Annotated in this window: 22 protein-coding genes; 14 read left to right on the top strand and 8 right to left on the bottom strand. The window is 69.3% G+C overall.

Going from position 1 to position 23,918, the window contains the following annotated elements; all coding sequences use genetic code 11:
• Both A5694_RS21290 and A5694_RS21285 read left to right on the top strand, forming a co-directional pair.
• The gene (locus A5694_RS21290; RefSeq protein ID WP_064924279.1) at window positions 1-954 is read left to right on the top strand and encodes an LLM class F420-dependent oxidoreductase; all 954 of its coding nucleotides are present in this window, start codon (window positions 1-3) and stop codon (window positions 952-954) included.
• Complete coding sequence (locus tag A5694_RS21285; RefSeq protein WP_082952791.1) at window positions 955-1,980, top strand: CoA transferase; 1,026 nt, start codon at window positions 955-957, stop codon at window positions 1,978-1,980.
• 268 nt (window positions 1,981-2,248) lie between these two features.
• On the opposite strand, the gene A5694_RS21280 is transcribed toward A5694_RS21285, so the two are convergent.
• From A5694_RS21280 to A5694_RS21270, 3 genes are all read right to left on the bottom strand, one after another.
• Window positions 2,249-3,403 (bottom strand): thiolase family protein, encoded by a 1,155-nt coding sequence (locus A5694_RS21280; protein ID WP_064924278.1) that lies wholly within the window; start codon window positions 3,401-3,403, stop codon window positions 2,249-2,251.
• Window positions 3,404-3,416: 13 nt separating this feature from the next.
• Window positions 3,417-3,833, bottom strand: a complete 417-nt coding sequence (locus A5694_RS21275) for a Zn-ribbon domain-containing OB-fold protein (RefSeq protein WP_064924277.1) — start codon at window positions 3,831-3,833, stop codon at window positions 3,417-3,419.
• Window positions 3,834-4,034: 201 nt separating this feature from the next.
• Window positions 4,035-4,685 (bottom strand): TetR/AcrR family transcriptional regulator, encoded by a 651-nt coding sequence (locus tag A5694_RS21270; protein ID WP_185746640.1) that lies wholly within the window; start codon window positions 4,683-4,685, stop codon window positions 4,035-4,037.
• Between the two features lie 185 nt (window positions 4,686-4,870).
• Between A5694_RS21270 and A5694_RS21265 the strand changes: the two genes are divergently transcribed.
• Window positions 4,871-5,653: an enoyl-CoA hydratase gene (locus A5694_RS21265; RefSeq protein ID WP_064924276.1), complete on the top strand. Its 783-nt coding sequence runs from the start codon at window positions 4,871-4,873 to the stop codon at window positions 5,651-5,653.
• 47 nt (window positions 5,654-5,700) lie between these two features.
• Here A5694_RS21265 and A5694_RS21260 read toward each other — a convergent pair whose 3' ends face one another.
• The 5 genes from A5694_RS21260 to A5694_RS21240 are packed head-to-tail and all read right to left on the bottom strand — an operon-like array spanning window position 5,701 to window position 11,836.
• Window positions 5,701-7,200 carry an AMP-binding protein gene (locus tag A5694_RS21260; RefSeq protein WP_064924275.1) on the bottom strand — a complete coding sequence of 500 codons (1,500 nt, stop codon included), beginning with the start codon at window positions 7,198-7,200 and terminating at the stop codon, window positions 5,701-5,703.
• A complete protein-coding gene (locus A5694_RS21255) occupies window positions 7,197-7,970 on the bottom strand; it encodes an SDR family NAD(P)-dependent oxidoreductase (protein WP_064924274.1) in 774 nt (257 codons plus the stop codon). The genes A5694_RS21260 and A5694_RS21255 overlap by 4 nt, the downstream gene beginning before the upstream one ends.
• Window position 7,971: 1 nt before the next feature.
• On the bottom strand, window positions 7,972-9,510 hold the full coding sequence (locus A5694_RS21250; RefSeq protein WP_064924273.1) for an AMP-binding protein: 1,539 nt from the start codon (window positions 9,508-9,510) through the stop codon (window positions 7,972-7,974).
• The gene (locus tag A5694_RS21245) at window positions 9,507-10,238 is read right to left on the bottom strand and encodes a GntR family transcriptional regulator (RefSeq protein WP_064924272.1); all 732 of its coding nucleotides are present in this window, start codon (window positions 10,236-10,238) and stop codon (window positions 9,507-9,509) included. Before A5694_RS21245 ends, A5694_RS21250 begins: the two co-directional genes overlap by 4 nt.
• Entirely contained in the window at window positions 10,235-11,836 is a 1,602-nt protein-coding gene (locus A5694_RS21240; protein WP_064924271.1) for an SMP-30/gluconolactonase/LRE family protein, read from the bottom strand. The genes A5694_RS21245 and A5694_RS21240 overlap by 4 nt, the downstream gene beginning before the upstream one ends.
• A gap of 175 nt (window positions 11,837-12,011) precedes the next feature.
• On the opposite strand from A5694_RS21240, the gene A5694_RS21235 reads away from it, so the two are divergent.
• The 11 genes from A5694_RS21235 (at window position 12,012) to A5694_RS21185 (ending at window position 23,913) form a co-directional block, all read left to right on the top strand.
• Window positions 12,012-13,148 carry a CaiB/BaiF CoA transferase family protein gene (locus A5694_RS21235; RefSeq protein ID WP_064924300.1) on the top strand — a complete coding sequence of 379 codons (1,137 nt, stop codon included), beginning with the start codon at window positions 12,012-12,014 and terminating at the stop codon, window positions 13,146-13,148.
• Entirely contained in the window at window positions 13,145-14,314 is a 1,170-nt protein-coding gene (locus tag A5694_RS21230; protein WP_064924270.1) for an acyl-CoA dehydrogenase family protein, read from the top strand. Before A5694_RS21235 ends, A5694_RS21230 begins: the two co-directional genes overlap by 4 nt.
• The gene (locus tag A5694_RS21225; RefSeq protein ID WP_064924269.1) at window positions 14,311-15,228 is read left to right on the top strand and encodes an acyl-CoA dehydrogenase family protein; all 918 of its coding nucleotides are present in this window, start codon (window positions 14,311-14,313) and stop codon (window positions 15,226-15,228) included. The genes A5694_RS21230 and A5694_RS21225 overlap by 4 nt, the downstream gene beginning before the upstream one ends.
• Window positions 15,225-16,007 carry an enoyl-CoA hydratase/isomerase family protein gene (locus A5694_RS21220; RefSeq protein WP_064924268.1) on the top strand — a complete coding sequence of 261 codons (783 nt, stop codon included), beginning with the start codon at window positions 15,225-15,227 and terminating at the stop codon, window positions 16,005-16,007. Before A5694_RS21225 ends, A5694_RS21220 begins: the two co-directional genes overlap by 4 nt.
• Entirely contained in the window at window positions 16,004-17,167 is a 1,164-nt protein-coding gene (locus tag A5694_RS21215) for an acyl-CoA dehydrogenase family protein (protein WP_064924267.1), read from the top strand. Before A5694_RS21220 ends, A5694_RS21215 begins: the two co-directional genes overlap by 4 nt.
• Window positions 17,164-18,174, top strand: coding sequence for an acyl-CoA dehydrogenase family protein (locus A5694_RS21210; RefSeq protein ID WP_064924266.1), 1,011 nt, complete (start codon window positions 17,164-17,166; stop codon window positions 18,172-18,174). The genes A5694_RS21215 and A5694_RS21210 overlap by 4 nt, the downstream gene beginning before the upstream one ends.
• A gap of 25 nt (window positions 18,175-18,199) precedes the next feature.
• A complete protein-coding gene (locus A5694_RS21205) occupies window positions 18,200-19,906 on the top strand; it encodes a thiamine pyrophosphate-binding protein (RefSeq protein ID WP_064924265.1) in 1,707 nt (568 codons plus the stop codon).
• Between the two features lie 68 nt (window positions 19,907-19,974).
• Window positions 19,975-21,153, top strand: a complete 1,179-nt coding sequence (locus A5694_RS21200) for an acyl-CoA dehydrogenase family protein (protein WP_082952790.1) — start codon at window positions 19,975-19,977, stop codon at window positions 21,151-21,153.
• Window positions 21,153-21,911, top strand: a complete 759-nt coding sequence (locus tag A5694_RS21195; protein WP_064924263.1) for an SDR family NAD(P)-dependent oxidoreductase — start codon at window positions 21,153-21,155, stop codon at window positions 21,909-21,911. The genes A5694_RS21200 and A5694_RS21195 overlap by 1 nt, the downstream gene beginning before the upstream one ends.
• On the top strand, window positions 21,911-23,125 hold the full coding sequence (locus A5694_RS21190; protein ID WP_064924262.1) for a CaiB/BaiF CoA transferase family protein: 1,215 nt from the start codon (window positions 21,911-21,913) through the stop codon (window positions 23,123-23,125). The genes A5694_RS21195 and A5694_RS21190 overlap by 1 nt, the downstream gene beginning before the upstream one ends.
• The gene (locus A5694_RS21185) at window positions 23,125-23,913 is read left to right on the top strand and encodes an enoyl-CoA hydratase/isomerase family protein (protein WP_064924261.1); all 789 of its coding nucleotides are present in this window, start codon (window positions 23,125-23,127) and stop codon (window positions 23,911-23,913) included. Before A5694_RS21190 ends, A5694_RS21185 begins: the two co-directional genes overlap by 1 nt.
• Window positions 23,914-23,918: the final 5 nt, after the last annotated feature.

Raw genomic sequence — 23,918 nt, 5'->3', positions numbered from 1 at the left:
ATGCGACTGGGCGTGATGATCGGGGCCGAGCGCGGCGACATGGCGCGCAAGGTCAAAAAGCTGATCGCCGACATCGAGTGGGCTGACGGCGCCGGGCTGGACACCGCCTGGATGCCACAGGTGCCCGACGATTTCGATCTGATGACCATGGTGGCGCTGATGGCCTGCCACAGCACCCGGATCGAGCTGGGCACCGCCGTGGTGCCGCTGCAGGCTCAGCACCCGATTGCGCTTGCCCGCCAAGCCCTTTCGGTGAACGCCATCTCCGGCGGCCGGCTGGCGCTGGGCGTGGGGCCGTCGCACCACTGGATCATCCGGGACATGCTGGGCCTGCCCTATGACAAGCCGGCCGCCTACACCCGCGACTACCTGCAGGTGCTGGGCGCCGCCCTCGCCGGCCCGGGGCCGGTGGACGTCGAGAACGACACCTTCACCGTGCACAACCCGACCGCGCTCGGGGCCGAGCCCAAGATGCCGGTGCTGGTGGCCGCACTCGGCCCGGTGATGCTGCAGATCGCCGGCGAGCACGCCGACGGCACCTCGCTGTGGATGGCCGATGAGAAGGCGATCGCCGAGCACATCGCGCCGAAGATCAACAAGGCCGCGGCCGAAGCGGGCAAACCCGCGCCGCGCATCGTCGCCGGCATTCCGGTGACCTTGTGTGCCAACGCCGAGATCGAGACCGCCAAACAGCGCGCCAACCGCATCCTGGCCGAGGCCGAGACCTCGCCGAACTATCAGCGGCTGCTCGACCGCGGTTCGGCACGCGATGTCGGCGACCTGTGCGCGGCCGGCGATGAGGAATCAATCCTCAAGCGGTTCAAGCAGTTCGCCGACGCCGGGGTGACCGACCTGTCGGTGCGGTTGTTGCCGATCGGGGAGACTCGCGACGAACTGATCGCCTCCAAGCGCCGCACCCGCGAGGTGATCGCCGAGCTTGCCAAGGAGATTTAAGTGAGCGGACCGCTGTCGGGGATTCGCATCCTCGAAGTGGGAGTGATGCTGGCCGGCCCGTACGCGACCATGCTGCTGGCCGACCTCGGCGCCGAGGTCATCAAGATCGAACCGCCGGGTGGAGAGATCTCCCGCCAGGTCGGCCCGAGCTACTTCGCCAGCCTCAACCGCAACAAGCGCAGCATCACCTTGGACCTGACGTCCGAGGCCGGGCAGGCGAAGCTGGGGGAGCTGGTCGCGGAATCGCATGCGCTGCTGGTGAATATGAAGCCCTCGGTGATCCGCCGTTTGGGTTTGACCTATGACGCGTTGAAGCGTTTCAATCCGCGGATCGTCTGTGTCGCGCTGACCGGATTCGGGCTGGACGGCGGTGACGAGCCGGCCTTCGACTACGTGATTCAGGCGGCCACCGGGATAGCCGCGATGACCGGCGACCCGGACGGGCCGCCCACGCTGCCGGGCTACTCATCGGCCGACAACTCCACCGGGCTGGCGGCCGCCCTGGGCCTGCTGGCCCAGATCGTCGGCGGCCGCGGCGGCCAGGTCGAGGTCTCGTTGCTCGACGTGATGCTGTCCCAACTGAACTACCGTGCGTCGGCCTACCTCAACGACGGCGTCGAGCCGCAACGTCATCCGCACGGTGCGCACTCCTATTACGTTCCGGCTCAGCTCTTTCCGACGGCCGAGGGTTATCTGGCGCTGTTCGTCACCCATGACGGGTTCTGGAAGGCCTTCGCGGGCGAAGCGGGTATCGACGGCTTCGCGACCATGTCCGAGCGCGTGGCGCGGCGCGACGAAGTGCTCGCCGTGGTCACCGCCGCGCTGGCATGCGACACCGCGGCCGGCTGGGAACGGCGGCTGCGGCCGCTGGGCATCCCGGCGGCCGCCGTGCGCACCCTGCCCGAGGCGCTCAAGGAATACACCCACGCGATCGTGGCGGCCGGCGATTTCCGGTTGGTGGGCAGCCCGATTCGTGTCGCCGGGTACGAGCCGGACTACCGGCCGCCGCCGGGGTTGGGGGAGTGACCGGCGTTCTTTCGTGTCGACCGCTTCGTTATTGGAGCAGGGTGATCGCGACCGGGATACCGAGCTGGTCCGCGGCATCGGCCAAGCGGTGGTCGACGGTGACCACGGCCGCCGAGCGTTCCACGGCAACAGCGACACACCGACCGTCGTAGCTTGCGCAGTACGGCTTTGTGAAGGGTGCGTAGCACCGCGCCCGCCATGTGGGCCGGTGCGAGCAAGCCGTCGTCGCCCTAGCACATGCGCATGGCACTGGCTTAGCCGCGGCGGCTCAGACCGTGACGATCGTCGCCGACGCGGTCCCCGGCGCCCCGTAGACCTGCGCGAAGCCCACCTTGGGTTCGCCCGGCACCTGGCGCTCACCGGCCTGGCCGCGCAGCTGGCGCACCAGCTCGTGCAGCTGGCGCAGCCCGGACGCGCCGATCGGCTCGCCGTTGGCGATCAGCCCGCCATCGGTGTTGACCGGCAGCGAACCGGAGATCTCGGTGGCCCCGTCGGCGAGCAGCTTCTCCTGGTCACCGTCGGCGCAGAAGCCGCATTCGGCCATGTGGATGACCTCGGCGCCGGCATCGGTGTCCTGCAGTTGGACCACGTCGACGTCTTCGGGTGCTACCCCGGCCTTTTCGAACGCGGCGCGGGCCGCATAGACCGTGGGCGCGACGTCTTCCTCGATCGGCGCCGACGTCCCGTGCACCTCGTAGGCGCCGTAGGTGCGGGTGCGGATCTCGGTGGCCTGCAGGTACACCGGCTTGTCGGTGTAGCGGTGGGCGATGTCGCCGCGGCACATGATGACCGCGGCGGCGCCCTCATCGGGAGCGCAGAACATGTACTGCGTCAGCGGGTAGTTCAGCACCGTCGAATTGAGGATGACGTCCTCAGGTATCGGCTTGCGCCGGAAGGCATTCGGGTTCAACGCTCCGTTGCGGAAGTTCTTCGCAGCCACCTTGGCCAGCGTCGCCTGGGAGATGTTGTGCTTGTGCAGGTAGCGGTTGGCCTTCATGCCGAAGAACTTCGTGGTGACGAACTGGCCGTTCTCGGCGTACCAGGCCGGCAGGGCCAGCTTGGCCGGATCATCGGTGAACGCCCCGCGAGGGTGCTTGTCCATGCCGATCGCGATCCCGATGTCGTACTTGCCGGACCGGATGTTGTCGGCACAGACCTGGGTGGCGGTCGCGGCCGTCGCGCAGGCGTTGAACACGTTGGTGAATGGGATCCCGGTGAGCCCGACCAGCCGCGTCACTGCGTCCGGGTTGGAGATCTCGTAGCTGCCGCCGACTCCGAATTGGATGTCGCGCCACTCGATTCCGGCGTCGGCCAGGGCGGTGTGGATCGCCTCGGCGCCCATCTGCATCGCCGACTTGTCGAACCGGCCGAACGGGTGCAGGCCGACGCCGATGATCGCCACGTCGTTGTTCGCTACCGTCATGTTCCAGGTCTCCTTAGACGGGCTGGAAAGCCCAGGTGAGAATCTCGGTTCCGTCGTCGTCGACGTAGAACGGCACCATGGTCAGTTCGACGTCCATCCCGAATTTCAGCTTGGCCGGGTCGGATTCGGTCAGCCGGGCCTCAACCTGGATGACGTCGCCGAGTCGGATCAGCCCCACCCCGAACGGTGCGAAGCTCTCGGCGGTCTCGCCTCCGGCGTAGGGCAGCTTCGGGACGAAACCCTGGGTCGTCCAGGCTTCCAACGTGCCCCGGCGGGGCAGCAGCAGATCCTGCATCTGCGGGCCGCTGCAGCGTGGGCAGTGGTCCTGGCGGGGCCATACCGTCGCCTCGCAGGCGCGGCATTGGCTGCCGATCAGCGCCGGGTTCTCGTCGGGCCAGTTGGTGACATCGGGAGCGAGGACTTTACGCATGGGTGCTACCCGCCTCAGACGAGGTGCCGGTGCGCAGAGATGTGGAAATCACATTCTCAATTAGAGCATATGTGACTACGGAAGCGGAAGCCGGCTTCGTCGTCAGCGGAGTCGGGCCAGTGCGCGCGAGCGTGCACAGCTGCACACTTCCCCCCCGGCGTGTCGCGGGCAAGCACGCACAGTCGCGGGGAGGGGGCTGCGTCAGTTGGCCAGGCCGTGGGCGCAGAAGTCCCAGACCTCGTCGGCGGTGATGGGATGGGCGGCCGGATCGTCGGTCTCGGCGCTGGACTGGGCCACGAACATGACGGTCTGCATGGTCATCGCCGCCATGCGCCGGGCGTTGACGCCGGGCCGCAGCTCGCCGGCCTCGGCGGCGGCCTCCATCAGCTCGGTGAGCAGAGCCAGCAACGGGGTGAAGGCCACCCGGACCTCCGTGGGGTGCGACACCAGCAGCCGCGGGGCGAAGTCGGTGAACAACGGGCGCTTGGCGCTCGGGTCCGGCCGGGAGAGCTCAAAAAGCAGCTCCACGGCCACTTTCAGCCGTTCCAGCGGTGTGGCCTTGTCTTCGGTGGCGGCGCGGATCTGGTCGGAAGTGCGCACCAGGGCGTCTTCGAACAGCGCCAGCAGTAGCTCGTGTTTGCCGTTGAACTGCAGGTAGAAGCTACGCAGCGACTGCCGTGAGCGCTCGACGACCTCCTGGACGGTGAAGTCGGTGCTGCCCTTTTCGATGATGATGGCCTGGGCGGCGTCCAGGAATCGCTGAACGCGCTGAGCGGCCCGCAGGCGCGCGGTCTTGATCGACCGCTCGACCGCCCGCTGCTTCCAGACCGGCTCCTCTTCGGGGTTGCTCACCAGCGGCTCCGGCAGTTGCCTTTTTGGGAGAACACGAATGCACCCTACCGGAGAACGGGCGCAGACCGACGCCGCGGATCCGGAGGCTGCCGTCCCGACACCGAAGATGGTAACTTTCCCAGAATGAGAAGCAGCTTCTCGCGCGGTGCCGGCGGGTCGCGCTCCCGTAACTGACAAGGACGCCCATGTACATCGATTACGAGGTCGCCGAGAAGGTCGCGACGATCACGCTGAACCGCCCCGAGGCCGCCAACGCCCAGAACCCCGAGCTGCTCGACGAACTCGACGCGGCCTGGTCGCGCGCCGCCGATGACGACGAGGTCGCGGTGATCGTGCTGCGGGCCAACGGCAAGCACTTCTCGGCCGGCCACGATCTCAAAGGCGGTGGTCCGGTCCCGGACAAGATCACCCTGGAGTTCATCTATTCCCACGAATGCAAGCGCTACCTCGAGTACACCCTGCGGTGGCGCAATGTGCCCAAGCCGTCGATCGCCGCGGTGCAGGGCCGGTGCATCTCCGGTGGGCTGATGCTGTGCTGGCCGTGCGATCTGATCATCGCCGCCGACGACGCCCAGTTCTCCGATCCGGTCGTGCTGATGGGCATCGGCGGAGTCGAATACCACGGGCACACCTGGGAACTGGGTCCCCGTAAAGCCAAGGAGATGCTGTTCACCGGCCGCGCGATGACCGCGCAGGAAGCCGAGCAGACCGGCATGGTCAACAAGGTGGTGCCGCGGGATGAGCTGGACGCCGAGACGCGCCGGCTCGCCGAGCACATCGCCACCATGCCGTCGTTCGCGCTGCGGCAGGCCAAACGCGCGGTCAATCAGACCCTCGACGTGCAGGGCTTCCACTCGGCGATCCAGTCCGCGTTCGACATCCACGAAACCGGGCACGGCAATGCTCTCTCGGTGTGTGGCTGGCCGGTGCTGGTCAATCTCGACGACATGAAATCCAAGGTGCAGTAGGCGCGCTCTGCGTCGCCCCACCTCGCCGCGAGATTGCGCGCACGCAGCTAATTGCGCGAATGTTCCTGCGCCAACGCAATCTCGCGGGCCAGCGAGCGCAGCTCGCGCTTGAGCACCTTGCCGTAGCTGTTCTTGGGCAACGCGTCGACGAACTCGTAGCGCTTGGGGCGCTTGAACCGGGCGATGCGTTCCAGCAGGTGGTCGTCCAGCTCGGCGGCGGAGGCCTCGCCCACGATGAAGGCGACCACGATCTCGCCCCACTCGGAATCCGGGGCGCCCACCACCGCGGCTTCGGTGACGCCCGGATGCGCCAAGAGCGCCTCCTCGACCTCGCGGGGATAGATGTTGCTGCCCCCGCTGATCACCACGTCCTTGGAGCGGTCGCGCAGGCTGAGATAGCCGCGTTCGTCGAAGCAGCCCTTGTCGCCGGTGAACAGCCAGCCATCCCGGATCGCCTCGGCGGTGGCGGCCGGGTTGTTCCAGTAGCCGGCCATCACCACGTCACCGCGGCAGACGATTTCGCCGACCTCGCCCGCCGGCGCGGGGGTGCCGTCCTCGCGCAGCACCGCCACCTCGACACCCGAGCGCGGATAGCCGACCGAGCCCAGGATCGCGTCGTCGCCGGCATGATCGGCGCGCCGCAGGCCGGTGATGGTCATCGGCGCCTCACCTTGGCCGTAGAGCTGGGCGAACACCGGTCCGAACGCGGCCAGTGCGCGCTTGAGATCGCCGAGGTACATCGGGCCGCCGCCGTAGATGATGGTGCGCAGGTTGCCCGGCCGCTCGCGTCCGGTGCGCACCAGGCGGGCCACCATCGTGGGCGCCAGGAACGCGGTGGCGCCGGGGTGGTGCCCGCACAGGTCGAGGAACTCCCCGGCGTCGAACGCGCCCGAGGCCGGGATCACCTGCCGGGCGCCACGCAGCACGTAGGGCGCGATGTACAGCCCGGAACCGTGCGACATCGGGGCGCCGTGGATCAGGCTGCAGTCGGCGTCGGGGTCGTCGAGGTCGGCTAGGTGCGCCACCGTCATCGCCATCAGGTTGCGGTGCGTCAGCATCGCGCCCTTCGAGCGCCCGGTGGTGCCGCTGGTGTAGAACAGCCACGCCAGCCGGGATGGCTCCGGGTCCGGCGGTCCGCACGGCGCGCTGGCCAATCGCTCCAGATAGGCGGCGCCACCGATGGTCTCGACCCCGGTGCCGACGACGGCGGTCAGGGCGGGGGCCAGCGTCGGGGACGCGAAGACCTGGGCGGCAGCAGCGTCGTCGAGGATCTCGGCCATCTCGCGCGGGTGCAGCTTGTAGTTGAGCGGGACGACGACGCAGTCGGCCGCCCAGGTGGCGAACATCAGCTCGATGATCTCGGGCCGGTTCTCGCTGGCGATCGCGATCCGCGCCCCGGGTGGCACCGCCGCGCGCAGCGAGGCCGCCAGCCGTCGTGCGCGATCCGCCAGCTCACCCCAGGTATGCAGTTGGCGCTCTCCGTGATACACCGCCCCCCGCTCACCGAATCGGGCCGCGGCCTGCTCCAGCACGGTGAACAGGTTCACTGCTGGACCCAGTGGGAGTCGAGGCCGAAGTCCGAGAGGTATTTGGTCGTGCTCCAGCCGCCGTCGACCACGATGGTCTGGCCGTTGATGAATGCGCCCGCTTCTGAGCACAGAAAGGCGACGGTGTTGGCGATGTCGTCCACTCGCCCCAGTCGCGGATACGGCGTCATCTCGGTGTTGATTTTGCGGAATCGGGGCTCTTCGAGGCGCTTTTCGACCATCGGCGTCACGGTGACCCCGGGCGCCACCGCATTGCACCGAATGCCCTGGGCGCCGTACTGGCAGGCGATGTGGGTGGTCAGGGCGGTCAGGCCGCCCTTGGCCGCGGAGTACGCCCCGCCGCGCAACCCGCCGACCACCGCGAAGGTCGAGGTGACGTTGATGATCGCCGACCCCGGGCGCAGGTGCGGCAGCACATCGCGTGCCAGCCGAAACGGCGCCCGCAGCATCAGGTTCAGGAAGTGGTCCAGGGTTTCGTCATCGGTTTCGTGCAGCGGTTTGGGACTGCCGACCCCGGCGTTGTTGATCAGGAAGTCCACCCGGCCCCAGCGGGCCAGTGCGGCATCGACGATCTGGGCGGGAGCCTGGTCGGTCGTCAGGTCGACGGCCACCGTGGCGATGCGATCGGCGTCGGCGACCTCGGCCGCCAGCCGCGCCAACCGGTTCGCGTCGCGGCCGGTGGCCAGCACCGCCATCCCGTCGGCGGCAAGCTTTGCCGCGCAGCCGAATCCGATGCCGCTGCTGGCGCCGGTCACAATCGCTACCCGCATGTCAACCTCCGATCAGAGCGGCCCGGATCTGCTGCTTGATGACCTTGCCGGCGTCGTTTTTGGGCAGGGCGTCCCAGATCTCCACTTGTTCGGGGGCCTTGAACACCGCGACACCGTGCGCGGTCAGCATGGCGCGCAGCTCCGCGACGTCGGGACCGGTGCCGCCGGCCGGAACGATGACGGCGCAAGCCCGTTCGCCGGTGCGCGCATCGGGCACCCCGACGACCGCGATCTCGGCGATGCCCGGATGGCCGGCCAGGATGTCCTCCACTTCGCGTGCGGAGATGTTCTCGCCGTTGCGGATGATGACGTCTTTGAGGCGGCCGGTGACGAGCAGGTAGTCGTCGTCGACCCAGCGCCCTAGATCGCCGGTGGCGAAGTAGCCTTCGGCATCGAAGCAGTTGCGCTCGTCCTCGGGGTGCGCATAGCCCACCAGCATCTGCGGTCCGCGAACGTAGATCTCGCCCTCGCCCGGCGGCGCGCCCTGGTGGGGAACCACCTTGATGTCGGCGATCCCGGCCCGGCCGTCGGTCTCGGCGGCGTAGGAGAGTTCGCCGGCGCCGACGGCGCCCACGGTGCTGACCGGCACCTCGCTGCAGCCGTACACCCGGGTCACGGCGGCGGTGGTGAAGTAGCCGGCCGCTTGGCGGATCAACGACGCGGGGACCGATGCGCCGCCGCAGACGAAGAGCTTCAGGTCGGGCAGGCGGGTGCCGGCGCGCCGGGCGGCGGCCAGCAGCTGGGTCAGAAACGGTGTCGCGCCGGCCACGTGGGTGCAGTGTTCGGCGAGCATGAGCTGCACGGCGGCATCGGCGTCCCAGGTGTCCATCAGCACGGCGGTGGTGCCGAGCAGCAGGGGAGCCTCAAACGCATAGATGGATCCGCCGATGTGGGCGATCGGGGAGGGCACTAGGAAACGATCGCCGGGTTCGATCATCCAATGATCACCCAGTTGCCGGATCAGGGCGTTGATCGAATTATAGCTGTGCAGAACTCCTTTGGACCGGCCGGTGGTGCCCGAGGTGTACAGCAACAGCCGCACCGCGTCGGGATCGAGCCGCGGCAGGCGAACCGGTGCGAGCGGGCCGGCGATCAGCGTACGGTAATCGGCGCCCGGGGCGCCCGCCGCGGCGCGCACCAGCACCACCTCCGGCGGCTCGGCGAGCGTGCCGGCTACCCGGGCCAGCATGCCCGCGTAGTCGTGGCCGCGAAAACGTTCCGGCGCGAACAGCATTCGGCTGCCCGAGTCGGTGAGGATGAACGTCAGCTCCGCGTCCCGCAGCGACGGCAGGATCGGGTTGACCACCATGCCGGCCAGGGTCGCGGCCAGGTAGACCACAGCGGCTTCGTGCCAGTTCGGCAGCATGAACGACACCACGCTGCCGGTCGGTATCCGCTGCAGCATCGCAGCGGCCAGCGCCCGCGCGCCGGCGTGCAACTCACCGCAGGTCAGCCGGGTGTCGCCGTCGACGAGCAGCACACGGTCGGGGGCCCGATCGGCTTCCTGCGCCGCGGCATCGGCCAGCGTTCGCGCCGTCACTGTTGTCCCGTCACCCGGTGCAGCGTCATCGAGTACCGGTAGTCGGCGCCGGCATGGGTATTCACCGTCACCTGGGCGATCTCGCCCTCGGAGGTGGTGTAGCTGCGTTGCATCTGCAGCGCGGCGGCGCCGGCGTCGACGGCCAGCTGCGCGGCGAGGTCGGCGGTGATGATCACCGCGCGGATGTGCTGGCGTACCTCGACGACGCTGACCCCGAACACGTCCTCGATCAACGGGAAGATCGGTCCCGAGTGCCGCTGCAGCAAGCGGCCGACGCCGGCGAAGGCCCGGTTGATGTAGTACTCGGTCCGGCAGATCGGTGCCGCCTGATTCTCGGCCCGCCGATTGCCACACACCGCCAGCCAGTCGCTACCGGACGGCAGTCCGGTGCGCGCGGCGGTGTCGTCGTCGAGGGTGATCATGGCGTTGGAGTCGATCTCGAAGGAGGAGCCGGCCGCGAACGCGACCAGATCGTCGATCGACACCACGTCGTGGGCGTAGCAGTTCGTCGCGGTGCGCGGAATCACCACAGTGCCCGCCCGGGGCCGGGAGACCACGAGGTTGTCCTCGCGCAGCCGCCGCAGCGCCTCGCGCACCGTGTAGCGGCTGACGGTGAACCGTTCGCACAGTTCGTGTTCGGTGGGCAGCTGCGAGCCGATCGGATACACCCCGTCGGCGATCTCCTTGCGCAGCACCCGGGCGACCTTGAGGTAGCGGTGGTCGGTCACGGCCCGACCGGCTCTAGCGCCAACACGCTGCCGTCCCCGTCGGCGGCGACGAACAGGGCACCGTCGGCGCCGCGGGCGATCCCGGCGAACGGGCCCTGCGGGCCGGAGAACGGCGGCATGCCCTTGAGCGGCTTGGGCACCACGCCCGCCGGGGGCCCGATCGGCAGCCCGTCGGCGATGGTGTGCCGCGCCGCGGTGTCGAGGTCGACGGCGAGCACCTGCCGGGCACCGGCATCGACGATGTAGAGCCGGCGGTCGGCCACCAGAATGCCCTGCGGGCACGACAATCCGTCGACCACCGTCTCGACGCCGGAGCCGCTGACCCGCACCACCCGCCCGGCGCCGGATTCGGCCACCAGGTAGCTGCCGTGCGCGCCGAGTGCGATCCCGACCGGGCCCGCCAGCCCGGCAGCGAGTACCTCGACGGTTCCGGCGTCCACGCGCAGCACCCGGCCGGTGCCGAACTCGGCGACGACCACGCCGCCGGATCCCGCGACCACTCCGTAAAGCTGGTCGAAGCCGTCGGCGAGCACCTCGCTGCGCGCCTCGGCCGGTACGTACCCGCTGACCTGCCCGCCGGAGGTGGTGACCACGAACTCGCCGGGACCGACCGCGACCACCCCGCGGATGAAGCCGGGATAGCCGGGGGTGAACAGCATTCCGAGCGTCTGCAGCCGCCCGCCCGGACCGACCGCGTAGAAGTAGGTGCCGTCGGCGACGTAGAGGGTGCCGCCGTCGTCGACCGTGAGATCCAACGGCCAGTTCAGCCCACCCGACAGCGCCGTGCTCACCTCGCCATCGGCGGCGATCTGGGTGATCTCGCCGCTGAAGTTCGAGACGAACAGCCGGCCGTCGACGAAGGTGCAGTTGTCCAGCCCGGGCGCCAGCTGCGCCAGCACGGTGCGCTCGCCGGTGCGCGGGTCGATGCGCAACACCGCACCGCTGGCCGCCTGGGTGGAGACGATGCAGCCGTCGGTGTCGAACTTCACCGAGTCGGGCACGCCCAGATCGGCGGCGACACGTTGCGGTGCAGCATCTTCGGCGAACGGGTCGATCCGCCAGATCTCGTTGGCGGTCATCACCGGGAAGTACAGCAGCCCGTCCGGCCCGACCTCCATGGCATTGGGCGACGGCAGGTTCTCGGCCAGGATGCGCTGGGCCCCGGTGGCCCGGTCGAGCTCCATCAGGCGCCCGCCGTCGCGGCATTCCCCGACCAACAGTCGATCCTGATACACGGTGATCCCGTTGGCGCAGGGCAGGTCGTCGCGCAGCACCCGGGCGCGGCCGGCGGCGTCGAGCACACTGACCCGGCCGTCCATCACCTCGGTGGCGTACAGATTTCCCGCGCTGTCGAAAGCCACGTCGTCGGGTGCGACGACGTCCCCGCCGCGCGGGCTCACGGCGGCCAGCTCGCCGGTGGTCACGTCCAGTGCACTGATCTGGCTGCCGGTCACCTGCGCGACGTAGACCCGGCCGTCCGGCCCGGTGCGCAGGCCGTTGGCACCGAACAGCCGACTCGGGGCGGTGATCCGTGCCAGCCGCCAGCCCGCTGCGATCACCGGACTCGTGCGGCCGTCACGCGAGAGCGGGTCCGTCATGACTCCGGACGTTATCAAGCCTCGTTAGTCCAGACAATAGCCGCCGCTGATCGGCGTCTCGGCCTTGACGCGCGAATAACCGCTGCGGAATAGTGTTCTGCAATACGCAGAACGGAGTATTTTGTCCGAACAATTGATGGCGGATGGCGCTGGGGATGCCTCGGCGGGTGGTCCGCTGCGCGGGGTGCGGGTCATCGATCTGACGACGATGGTGATGGGCCCGTACTGCACGCAGATCATGGCCGACATGGGGGCCGACGTCATCAAAGTCGAGCCGCCCGAAGGCGACGCCACCCGCTACATCTCCGCCGGTCCCGCACCGGACATGAGTGGGGTGTTCGTCAACGTCAACCGGGGCAAGCGCGGCATCGTGCTGGATCTGCGCACCGACGAGGGCAAGGTGGCGATGACCGCGCTGATCACAGGCGCCGACGTGTTCATCCACTCCATGCGGGCCAAGGCGATCGCCAAACTCGGGCTCGACTATCAGGCGGTGGCCGCCATCAAGCCCGGGATCGTCTACACCAACTGTTACGGCTACGGCCGGCGCGGCCCGGACGCCGACCGCCCGGCCTATGACGACACCATTCAGGCCGAATGCGGGCTGCCCGCCGTGCAGCAGCAGCTCACCGGGCGCGCGGACTACGTGGGCACCATCATGGCCGACAAGATTGCCGGGCTCACGGCCCTGTACGCCACGATGATGGCGCTGTTCCACCGGGAGCGCACCGGGCAGGGCCAGGAGGTCGAGGTCGCGATGTTCGAGACCATGGCCTCGTTCATGCTCGTCGAACACGCCAACGGCGCGATGTTCGACCCGCCGCTGGGCCCGGCCGTCTACCCCCGCACGGTGGCGCCCAACCGGCGGCCCTACGACACCAGCGACGGGCAGATCGCCGCATTGATCTACAACGACAAACACTGGAACGCCTTCATCGACGCGGTGCAGCCGCCCTGGGCCTCTGAGCAATACGCCACGTTGGCGCAGCGGGCCCAGCGGATCGACACCGTCTACGGCCTGGTGGCCCAGACGATGAAGGAACGCACCACTGCCGAGTGGCTGAAGCTGTTGCGCGAGTTGGAGATCCCGGCCGCCCCGCTGAACACTCCGGGTGCCCTCTTCGACGACCCCCACCTCAACGCGGTCGGTCTGTTCGAGACGGTGGATACCCCGTACGGCGCCGTGCGGTTCCCCGGCGTGCCCACCTGGCTGTCGCGCACCCCGGGCCGGGTCGCCGGCCCGGCGCCGGAACTGGGGGCGCACACCGCAGCGGTGCTCGCCGAACTCGGCTTGGAGCAGGGCGTCTCATGACGCTGGACTTCGATATGGGCGTCCGGGCCGGTGAGCTGAGGGGGCAGCTGCGCGAACTGATCAGCCAGGAGCTACCGGAGCGGTTTCCGGGCGCGTTCACCGACGATCCCGCCGACCTGGCTGCCGCACAACGGTTCTGCCGCCTGCTGGCCGAGCGTGGACTGCTGTGCCTGTTCTGGCCAACGGAGTTCGGCGGGGCGGACGCCTCGGTGTGGGAGCAGACCGTGGTGCGCGAGGAGATGTGGGCGCACCACGAACCGCGCGGCGCGCAGTACATGGGGGTGAACTGGGTCGGGCCGATCATCATGCGCCACGGCACCCCGGAACAGCAGCGCCGGCACCTGCCGCCGATCGCGGCCGGGGAGGTGATCTGGTGTCAGGGGTTCTCCGAACCCGAAGCGGGCTCGGACCTGGCGTCGCTGCGCACCCACGCCCGTCGTGAGGGCGGCGGGTGGGTGATCAACGGCCAGAAGATCTGGACGTCGTATGCCACCATGGCGCAGTGGTGCTTCCTGTTGGCCCGTACCACCCGGGTGGGGGAGGGCAAGGTTGAACGAAAACAACAGGGCCTGAGCGTCTTTCTGGTCCCGATGGACAACCCGGCGATCACGGTGCGGCCGATCCGCACCATGATGGGCCCGCACCATCTCAACGAGGTGTTCTTCGACGACTTGCGCGTCACCGACGCCGACGTGCTCGGCGACGTCGACGCGGGCTGGTCGATCGTGGCCGACGTGATGTCGTATGAGCGGGTGGGCATCGCGCGGTATGCGCGCTGCGAACGACTGCTGGCCGCCGCCCCGCATGCGCTCGGCGAGCGTTGGGAGACGCTGCCGGCCGAACTGGCGGCCCGCTGGGTGCGCATGCTCACCCACTGCCGGCGCGCCCGGCTGATGGCCTACCGGGTGGTGTCGCTGCAGGCCAGTGGGCAGATAGCGCCCGGCGACGCCGCCGCCTACCGGATCGCGGTCACCCGCCTGGACCAGGAGAGCGCGGAGGTGCTGATGGAGATCGCCGCCGAAGCGCCGGCCGGGCCGCAGGCGCAGTGGTTCCGTGCCGAGGTCGAAGATCACTGGCGCTATTCGCAGGCCGCCACCGTCTCCTCCGGAAGCATCGAGACGCAGCGCATCCTGCTCTCCCGTGCCCTGCTGGCGGCGCCGCGATGAACCTCGAACTCGGCGCCGACGCGAACGAATACGGGCGGGCGGCACTGCGGGCGTTCGAAGCCGCCGGCGGTGACGCGTTGGCGGTGCGCGCCGACGCCGACCCGGCCGGGCGCGAACAACTGGTGGGGCCGATCCTGCACGGGCTCGGTGCTTTCGACCTCAAGCCCCGTGCCGATGCCGACGAACTGGAAGCCGCCGCCGCGCTATGCCGCAGCGCCGGCTACTGGGCGGTGCCCTATCCACTGGCCGAATGCCTCTCCGCGCCTGCCGATCTCGACGCCGACGGGCTGATCGTGGTCGCCGAGCATGCCCCGGCCGGTGCGGTGGCCGGCCTGTCGAAGCGCTGGGCGACCGTGACCCTGGCCGGGGCGCGCAGCACGGTGACGGCACAGTCCGCGGCCGGGCCGGCTCTGGTGGCCGAGCTGACGCTGACCGAGGTCGACCGCGACGGCGCCGACGACGTGGCGCTGGCGCTGGCGCTGGGATGCTGGACGCTGCTGGGGATGCTGGATCGGGCCGTCGATCTGACGATCGCCCACGTGCAGCTACGTCACCAATTCGGTCAGCCGCTGGCCAAGTTCCAGGGTGTGCAGTTCCAGCTGACCGACGCCGAGGTGGAGCGCAGTGGGCTGGAGATGCTGGCCAAGTATGCACTGTGGAGCATCGCGACCGGGCGCGGCGAGGCGGTGGACGATGCCCTGGCGCTGCGAACGGCGGCGCTGGAAGCCGCCGACGTGGTGTTCCGGGTGTGTCATCAGCTGCACGGTGCCGTCGGGTTCTGCGACGAGACGGCGCTGTCCTGGCTGTCGCGCTACAGCCAGCCGCTGCGTCGGCTGCCGTGGGGACTCTCAGCCACCCGTGACCGGCTGGTCCGTCGCACCGGCCGCGCCGGATTGGCGGGACTTTACACATGACATACGACCTGCCCCAGGAGATCACGGTGACCGGCGACGGGCCGGTGCGCACCGTGACGATCAACCGGCCGGCCGAACTCAACAGCGTCAACGCCGACTTGCATTGGGGGCTGGCCAACGTGTGGCGCCAGCTGGCCGCCGACAAGCAGACCCGGGTGGTGGTGCTCACCGGCGCCGGGCGGGCGTTCTCGGCCGGCGGCGACCTGAACTGGATCACCACGTTCCTCGACGACGAAACCGCCCGCGACGAGAGCATCCGCGAAGGCGCTCAGATCGTGGAGGAGATGCTGCGGTTCCCGCTGCCGATCATCGCCGCCGTCAACGGCCCCGCGGTCGGGCTGGGCTGCAGTGTGGCGCTGCTCTGCGACATCGTATTGCTCTCCGAGACCGCGTATTTCGCCGACCCGCACGTCGCGGTCGGACTGGTGGCCGGGGACGGCGGCGCCGCGCTGTGGCCGCTGCTCACCCCGATCCTGCGGTCGCGGGAGTACCTCTACACCGGTGACCGGATCGACGCCGCCACCGCCGTCGAACTCGGACTGGCCAGCCGCCGGGCCGCGCCCGAACAGCTGCTGCCGCAAGCCCACCAGTTGGCCGAGCGGCTGGCCGCCCAGCCGCCCGAGGCGCTGCAGGGCACCAAGCGGGTGGTCAACATGTACCTGTCACAGGTGCTGGGCGGGCCGCTGCAGGCCGGGTTCGCCGCCGAGGTCGCCACCATGAAGACACCCGAGCACCGGGAGCGCCTGCTGGCGTTCCAGAAGCGGGCGAGCGGGCGATGACACGCTCAGCCGATTTCCGTGCGCACGTGCGTCAGTGGTGCGCCGACAACATCCCGGCCGACTGGCGCCGCACCCAAACCGGGATCGGGGAACGGGATTTCGTCGATTTCCAGCGCAGCTGGTTCGCCACCCTGCACGGCGCGGGGTTCGCGGTTCCGCACTGGCCGCACGCGTGGGGCGGCGGCATGTCGGTAGCCGATCAGGCGGTGCTGTATCAGGAGCTGGCCGCCCACGACGCGCCGCGGCTGGTGCTGGCGTTCGTCGGCATCCACCACGCGGCGGCGACCCTGCTGGCCGCCGGCACCGAGGAGCAGCGCCGCCGGCACCTGCCGGCGATTCTGGACGGCGAGATCTGGTGCCAGGGCTTCTCCGAACCCGAGGCCGGCTCGGATCTGGCGTCGCTGCGCACCTCGGCGCGCCGACTGGGCGACGACTATGTGGTCAACGGCCAGAAGCTGTGGGCCAGCGGCGCGAGCTACGCCCAGTGGTGCCTGCTGCTGGCCCGCACCGACCCGGACGCCCCCAAGCGCAAGGGCATCTCCTACTTTCTGCTGGACATGGCCAGCCCCGGGGTGCAGGTGCGGCCGATCCGCAACGCCGTGGGCGACCAGCACTTCTGCGAGATCTTCCTGGACGACGTGGTGATCCCGGCGGCCAACCTGATCGGGGAAGAGAACGCCGGCTGGCAGGTGGCGCAGGCGACACTGGGCGCCGAACGCGGCATGACCATGCTTGAGCTGGCCGAGCGGCTGGGCTGCGCGGGCTTCCGCTGGCTGGTGCAGGCCGCCCCCACCGACGACCCGGTGGCGGCCGATCGGTTGGCGCAGCTGGAAATCGAGATCACCGGCCTGCGCGCGATGTGCCGGCAGCTGGTACGCGACGTCGAGGCCGGCACAGCCGGACCGGCCGACGCCTCGATCGTGAAGCTGTTCTACAGCGAACTGCTGCAGCGGCTCACCGATTTCGGCGCCGAGATCGCTGGGTTGGACGCACATACCGCCCTGGCCAAACCGCCGTCCAGCGGCTGGGAGTCGGGTTCGTGGGTGCTGGACTTCATCGGCTCCTGGGAGTGGACGATTCCCGGCGGCTCCAGCGAGATCCAGCGCACCATCATCGGAGAACGCGGTCTGGGACTGCCACGAGAACCGAGCGCGCCATGAGGACAACGGATTTCGCCGAACTGCACGATCAGATGCGGGCGGTCGCCGCCGACGTGCTGGCCCGGGGCCGGGTGGTCGACTGGTCCCGGTTGGCCGGCGCCGGCTGGGCCGGGCTGGAGGTCGCCGACGGGCTCGGCGGCGCCGGTGCGACCTTCGCCGAAACTGCGCTGATCTGCGAGGAACTGGGCCGGGCCGCCGCGGCGACGCACTACCTTGGCAGCGCCGTACTGGCCGTCGGTGTGCTGAACACGCTGCAGGACAGCGCGGTCCGCAATGACCTGTTGTCCGGCATCGCGGCCGGATGGGTCCGGGTGGCCGCGGTGCTCGACCCCGGTTTCACGGTCTCCGCCGACCGGCGGCTGGCCGGTCATGCCGCGTTCGTGCCCGATGCCGATGGCGCCGATCGACTGCTGGTGCTGGCCACCGATCACACCGGCGCCGAGGTCGCGGTGGCCACCGACGGTCTCACCGTCACGCCGCAACCGGTGCTCGACGAGACGCGTGCGGTGGCCACCGTGGCCGCCGACGGCATCGAGGTTCCCGAGCCGCTGCGGTTCGCCGAGGATCGCGGGGCGCACCGAGTGCGCGACCGGGCCGCGCTCGCGGTGGCCTGCGACAGCCTCGGCCTGGCCGAGGCCATGCTCGCCGCCACGGTGTCGTATGCGCAGACCCGGGAGCAGTTCGGCCGCCCGATCGGATCCTTCCAGGCCGTCAAGCATGCCTGCGCCGATATGCAGGTGAAAGCGTCGGTGGCTCGCGCCCTGGTACGCGAGGCCGTAGCGGCCCTGGTGCACGACGACGCTGAGGCCGATGCCGCGGTCGCGATGGCGAAGTCCTACACCTGCGGTGCGGCCGTCGAGGTGGCCGGCAAGGCCATGCAGCTGCACGGCGGCATCGGCTACACGTGGGAGAGCGGCATCCACGTCTATTTGAAACGCGCGGTGTTCAACCGGTCGTTGTTCGGGTCACCGGCCGCGCACCGCCAACGTCTCGCGCAACGGTATTGACAAGCAAAGCAAGGAGTTTCGAGAAGTGGGTGTACCCGTTTACCGCCGGATCCTGGAATTGTTCGAAGCCGAGGGCGTCGACACGCTGTTCGGCATCCCCGACCCCAACTTCGTGCACATGTTCGTCGAAGCCGAACAGCGCGGCTGGTCGGTGGTGGCCCCGCACCACGAGGAGAGTGCCGGATTCATGGCCGAGGCCGCGTCACGGATGACCGGCCGGCCGGGCCTGTGCATCGGCACCCTGGGGCCGGGGGTGGCCAACATCGCCGGCGCGATGATGTGCGCGAAGGTGGAGAACTCCCCGGTGGTGTTCCTGGGCGGGCAGCGGGCCCGCATCACCGAGCGGCGGGTGCGGCGCGGGCGTATCCAATTCGTCCGGCAGGAGGAGCTTTTCGCGCCGTCGGTGAAGTACAGCGCGTCGATCGAGTACGCCGACCAGACCGATGAGATCGTGCACGAGGCCATCCGCCGGGCCATGTCCGGCACCCCGGGACCGTCCTACATCGAGTACCCGTCGCACGTGATCCTCGAAGAGCTCGACGTCGCCGGTCCGCCGGAGCCGCACCGCTACCGGCTGGTGAACCAGCGGGCCGGCGCGGCCGAGCTCGCCCAAGCCGTCGAGATCATCCGGGCCGCGGCCAGTCCGATCCTGCTGGTGGGCCACGGTGTGCACACTTCGCGTAGCGGGGCGGCGGTCGCCGAGCTCGCGGAGTTGATGGCCTGCCCGGTGATCCAGACCTCCGGCGGTACCGCGTTCATCCCTGGCCTGGAAGAGCGCACCTTCCCCTATGGCTTCTCGCAATCGGCGGTCGAGGCGGTGGCGGCCTCGGACGTCTGCGTGGCCCTGGGCACCGAGCTGGGCGAGCCGGTGCACTACGGCACCACCCGGCACTGGGCGCAGCGCAACGCCGACCGCAAGTGGATCTACGTCGAGCAGGACCCGCTGGCGATCGGGGTGAACCGGCCGATCGACGTGCCACTGGTGGGCGACCTGCGCGGCATCGTCCCGCAACTGGTTGCCGCACTGCGAGACACCCCGCGCACGGCGTCGGCCGAGCTGGACTGCTGGATCCGCCGGGACGCCGAGCAGTTGGCCGAGCTGGCCGAGACCGCGCCGGCCGGTCGTACCCCGGTACATCCGGCGCGCTTCGTGGTCGAGGCCACCAAAGCCTTTCCCGCCGACGGCATCATGGTCCGCGACGGCGGCGCCACCGTGATCTTCCAGTGGACCTATTCGCAGGCCAAGCCGCACGACGTGCTGTGGAACCAGAACTTCGGCCATCTGGGCACCGGGCTGCCCTATGCCGTAGGCGCCTCGGTGGCCGAGGGCGGCAAACGGCCGGTGATGCTGCTGACCAGCGACTCGGCGTTCCTGTTCCACATCGCCGAGCTGGAGACCGCGGCCCGGTTGGGGCTGCCGCTGGTCTGCGTGGTCGGGGTCGATCACCAGTGGGGTCTGGAGGTCGGGGTCTACAAACGGACCTTCGAGCAGCCGTCACCGCAGCCCGGGGTGCACTGGAGCAAGGACGTTCGGTTCGACAAGATCGCCGAAGGCATGGGCTGCCACGGGGAGTACGTGCAGGACGAGGCGGAGATCGGGCCGGCGATCAAACGCGCCTACGCCGCCGGCGGCACCGCGGTGATCCATGTGTGCATCGACCCCAAGGCCAACTCCGAAGAGATGCCCAACTACGCCGAGTTCCGCACCTGGTACGCCGAGGGGACCCAATAGACGAGAATGCTATTCTCGTTTCCGGCTAATGAACGTCCACAAGGGGTGCTGATGGGCTGGAGGAGACCATGTCCGGCGGAATGAGCTTCGAGCTGACCGAGGACCAGCAGCTGATCCGGCAGTCGGTTGCCGAACTGGCGGCGAAGTTCGACGACCACTACTGGATGACCAAGGACCAGGCGCACGAATTCCCGCGGGAGTTCTACGACGCCATCGCCGGCGGCGGCTGGCTGGGCATGACCATCCCCGAGGAGTACGGCGGCCACGGTCTGGGCATCACCGAGGCCACCATCCTGGCCGAGGAAGTGGCGCGATCGGGCGGCGGGATGAACGCCGCCAGCTCGATCCACATGTCGATCTTCGGCATGCAGCCGGTCGTGGTCTTCGGCTCGGACGAGATGAAGGCCGAAACCCTGCCCCGCATCGTCAGTGGCGACCTGCACGTGTGCTTCGGCGTCACCGAACCGACCGCCGGCCTCGACACGTCGCGTATCACCACCTTCGCCAAGCGCGACGGCAGCGACTATGTGGTCAACGGCCGCAAGGTCTGGATCTCCAAAGCCCTTGAGTCCGAGAAGATCCTGCTGCTGACCCGCACCACCCCCCGCGACGATACGGCCAAACCCACCGACGGTCTCACCCTGTTCCTCACCGACATCGACCGCGACCACGTCGACATCCGGCCGATCACCAAAATGGGCCGCAACGCGGTGTCCTCCAACGAGGTGTTCATCGACGACCTGCGCATCCCGGCCGAGCACCGGATCGGTGAAGAGGGCAAGGGCTTCTCCTACATCCTGCACGGGCTCAACCCGGAGCGCATGCTGATCGCCGCCGAGGCCCTCGGCATCGGCCGGGTCGCGCTGGACCGTGCGGTCAAGTACGCCAACGAACGCGTGGTGTTCGACCGACCGATCGGCATGAACCAGGGCATCCAGTTCCCACTCGCCGACTCGCTGGCCCGGCTGGACGCCGCCGAGTTGATCCTGCGCAAGGCCACCTGGCTCTACGACAACGGCAAGTCCTGCGGCCGTGAGGCCAACATGGCCAAATACCTTTGTGCCGACGCCGGTTTCGCGGCCGCCGACCGGGCGCTGCAGACCCACGGCGGCATGGGCTACTCGGAGGAGTACAACATCTCCCGGTTCTTCCGGGAGTCCCGGCTGATGAAGATCGCCCCGGTCAGCCAGGAGATGATCCTGAACTTCCTGGGCTCGCACGTGCTCGGACTGCCGAGGAGTTACTGATGGCCGGCTATTTCGACCTGTCCGGGCGCGCCGCGGTGGTGACCGGGGCGGCCGGCGGCATCGGGTCGGCGGTGGCTGCCGCACTGGCGCAGGCCGGGGCCGCAGTGCTGGTCACCGACATCGACGGTGACGCCGCCGCGCAAGTGGCCGAGCGGATTTCGGCATCCGGCGGCCGGGCGGAGCCGACGGTGCTCGATGTGGCCGATCGGGCCTCCGCCGATGCTGCCGCAGCCAAGGCCGCTGAGCTGGCCGATGGCAAGATCCACATCCTGATCAACAACGCCGGGGTGACCCGCCCGGCGATGTTCGAGAAGACCAGCGCCGAGTCGATGCGCCTGCTACTCGACGTGCACACCGTCGGCGCCTTCAATTGCACCCAGGCGGTGCTGCCGTATGTTCCGACCGACGGCACCGGGCGCATCGTCAACGTGACGTCAGCGGCGGGCCTGACCGGCACCCTCGGGCAGGTCAACTACTCGGCGGCCAAGGCCGCCCTGATCGGCTTCACCAAGTCGCTGGCCCGCGAGCTGGCCGCCAAGCGGATCTGCGTCAACGCCCTGGCACCGCTGGCCGCCACCCCGATGACCGAGACCATCCGCACCAATGAGAAGTTCGCGGCCAACATGATGAACCGCATCCCGATGAAGCGCTGGGCCGAGCCGAGCGAGGTCGCCGGCGCATTCGTCTTCATGGCCTCCGACGCCGCCTCCTACGTCACCGGGCAGGTCTTGCCGGTGGACGGTGGCATGGTGATGTGATGCCTCAACAATCAGCCCCGCTGGCGGGTGTCACCGTGGTGGCCCTCGAACAAGCGGTATCGGCACCGATGTGCACCCGCGCGCTGGCCGACTTCGGAGCCCGCGTCATCAAGGTGGAGAACCCCGATGGCGGCGACTTCGCACGCTACTACGACGACGTCGTCTGTGGTCCTGGAGGCCAGGCCGCACACTTCGTCTGGGTCAACCGGGGCAAGGAATCGGTCACCCTGGACCTGAAAAGCGCTGCGGGACGCGATATTCTGCACCGGCTGCTGGACCGCGCCGATGTGCTGGTGTCCAACCTCGCGCCCGGTGCCACCGCCCGGCTGGGCCTGTCCGCCGAAGACATGGCAAGCCGGCACCCGAACGTCATCGCCGTCGAGATCGACGGGTACGGCAGCGGGGGCCCGCTGTCGCACAAGCGCGCCTACGACCTGCTGGTGCAGGCCGAGTCCGGGGTGTGCTCGGTGACCGGCCACCCGGGTGCTCCGGCCAAACCGGGGCCGCCGGTGGCCGACGTGACCAGCGGCCTGTACTCGGCGCTGTCGATCATGGCGCTGCTGGTCGGCCGCGATCGCAGCGCGCCGGCGCCGTCGGTCACCGTGAGCCTGTTCGACACCATGGCCGAGATGATGGGCTATCACCTGACCTACGCCCGGCACGCCGGGATCGACCAGCAGCCGCTCGGCATGAGCTCACCGGCCGTGGCCCCCTACGGGGCCTACCCGACCGCCGACGGGCAGACCGTGGTGCTCGGCACCACCAACGATCGGGAGTGGCAGCGGCTGGCCCGCGAACTGCTGGGCCGCGACGACCTGGCTGACGACCCGCGGTTCGCCGGAAACGCCGACCGGGTCGCGCACCGGCCGATCCTGGACGAGGCGATTGGCGACTGGTGCGCCCGCCACGACCTGGCCAAGATCCAGGACGCAGCCGATGCCGCCGGAATCGGTAACGCCCGCTACAACACCCCCAGCGACGTGCTGGCGCATCCGCAGCTCGCCGAGCGCGCGCGGTGGCGGCAGATCGACACGCCGGCCGGGCCGATCCCGTCGTTGCTGCCGCCGCCGGTGATCGCCGGCTACGACCCGCCGATGGGGGCGGTGCCGGGCCTGGGTGAACACACCGACGCGGTGCTGGGCGAGCTGGGTTTCACCGCCGCCGAGATCGTCGCGCTGCGCGGACAGGGGGCGATCGGGCAGGCTGGCAGCTGATGGCCGCCGACGATTCCGTCCTGCTGCGCACCGACCGCGACGGCGTGCGCACGCTGACCTTGAACCGGCCCGCCCGCAAGAACGCGATCAACCCGCAGCTGTGGCGGGAACTGCGCGACGCGCTGCGCGACGCCGCCGACGACCGCGATCTACGGACCCTGGTCATCACCGGCGCCGGCGGTGCCTTCTGCTCGGGCGCGGACATCGGCACCGGTGATGACACCCACCCGGTGCGCAAGCTGCAACGACTCACCGACGTCGCGCTGGCCCTGCACGAGCTGTCGATTCCCACCATCGCGAAAGTGACCGGCGTAGCGGTGGGGGCCGGCTGGAATCTGGCCCTGGGCTGCGATCTGGTGGTCGCGACGCCGGAATCGAGGTTCTGCCAGATCTTCTCCAAACGGGGACTGTCGATCGATCTCGGCGGGTCGTGGCTGCTGCCCAAGATCGTCGGGCTGCAGCAGGCCAAGCGGCTGGCGCTGCTGGCCGAGACCATCGATGCCACCGAAGCCCAAGCGTTGAACCTCGTGACGTGGGTGGTGGGCGCCGACGAGATCGAGACCTTCGTCGACGATCTCGCCGATCAGCTGGCGGCCGGCCCGCCGCGCGCGCTGGCGCAGACCAAGGCGCTGCTCAACCAAGGGGCCGATACCACCCTGTCGGCCGCCCTGATCAACGAAACACGCGCCCAGATAGTCAATTTCGCGGGCACCGACGCCGCGGAAGCCTATGCGGCCTTCGCCGAGAAGCGCAGCCCGCGCTTCACCGGCGGATGGCCGCCGAAGTAGATCGG

The sequence above is a fragment of the Mycolicibacter sinensis genome (genome assembly GCF_001667945.1).
GTDB classification, from domain to species: domain Bacteria; phylum Actinomycetota; class Actinomycetes; order Mycobacteriales; family Mycobacteriaceae; genus Mycobacterium; species Mycobacterium sinense_B.
Note: the sequence above shows the minus strand (reverse complement) of the source record. Positions and strands in the feature narration are given on the sequence as shown.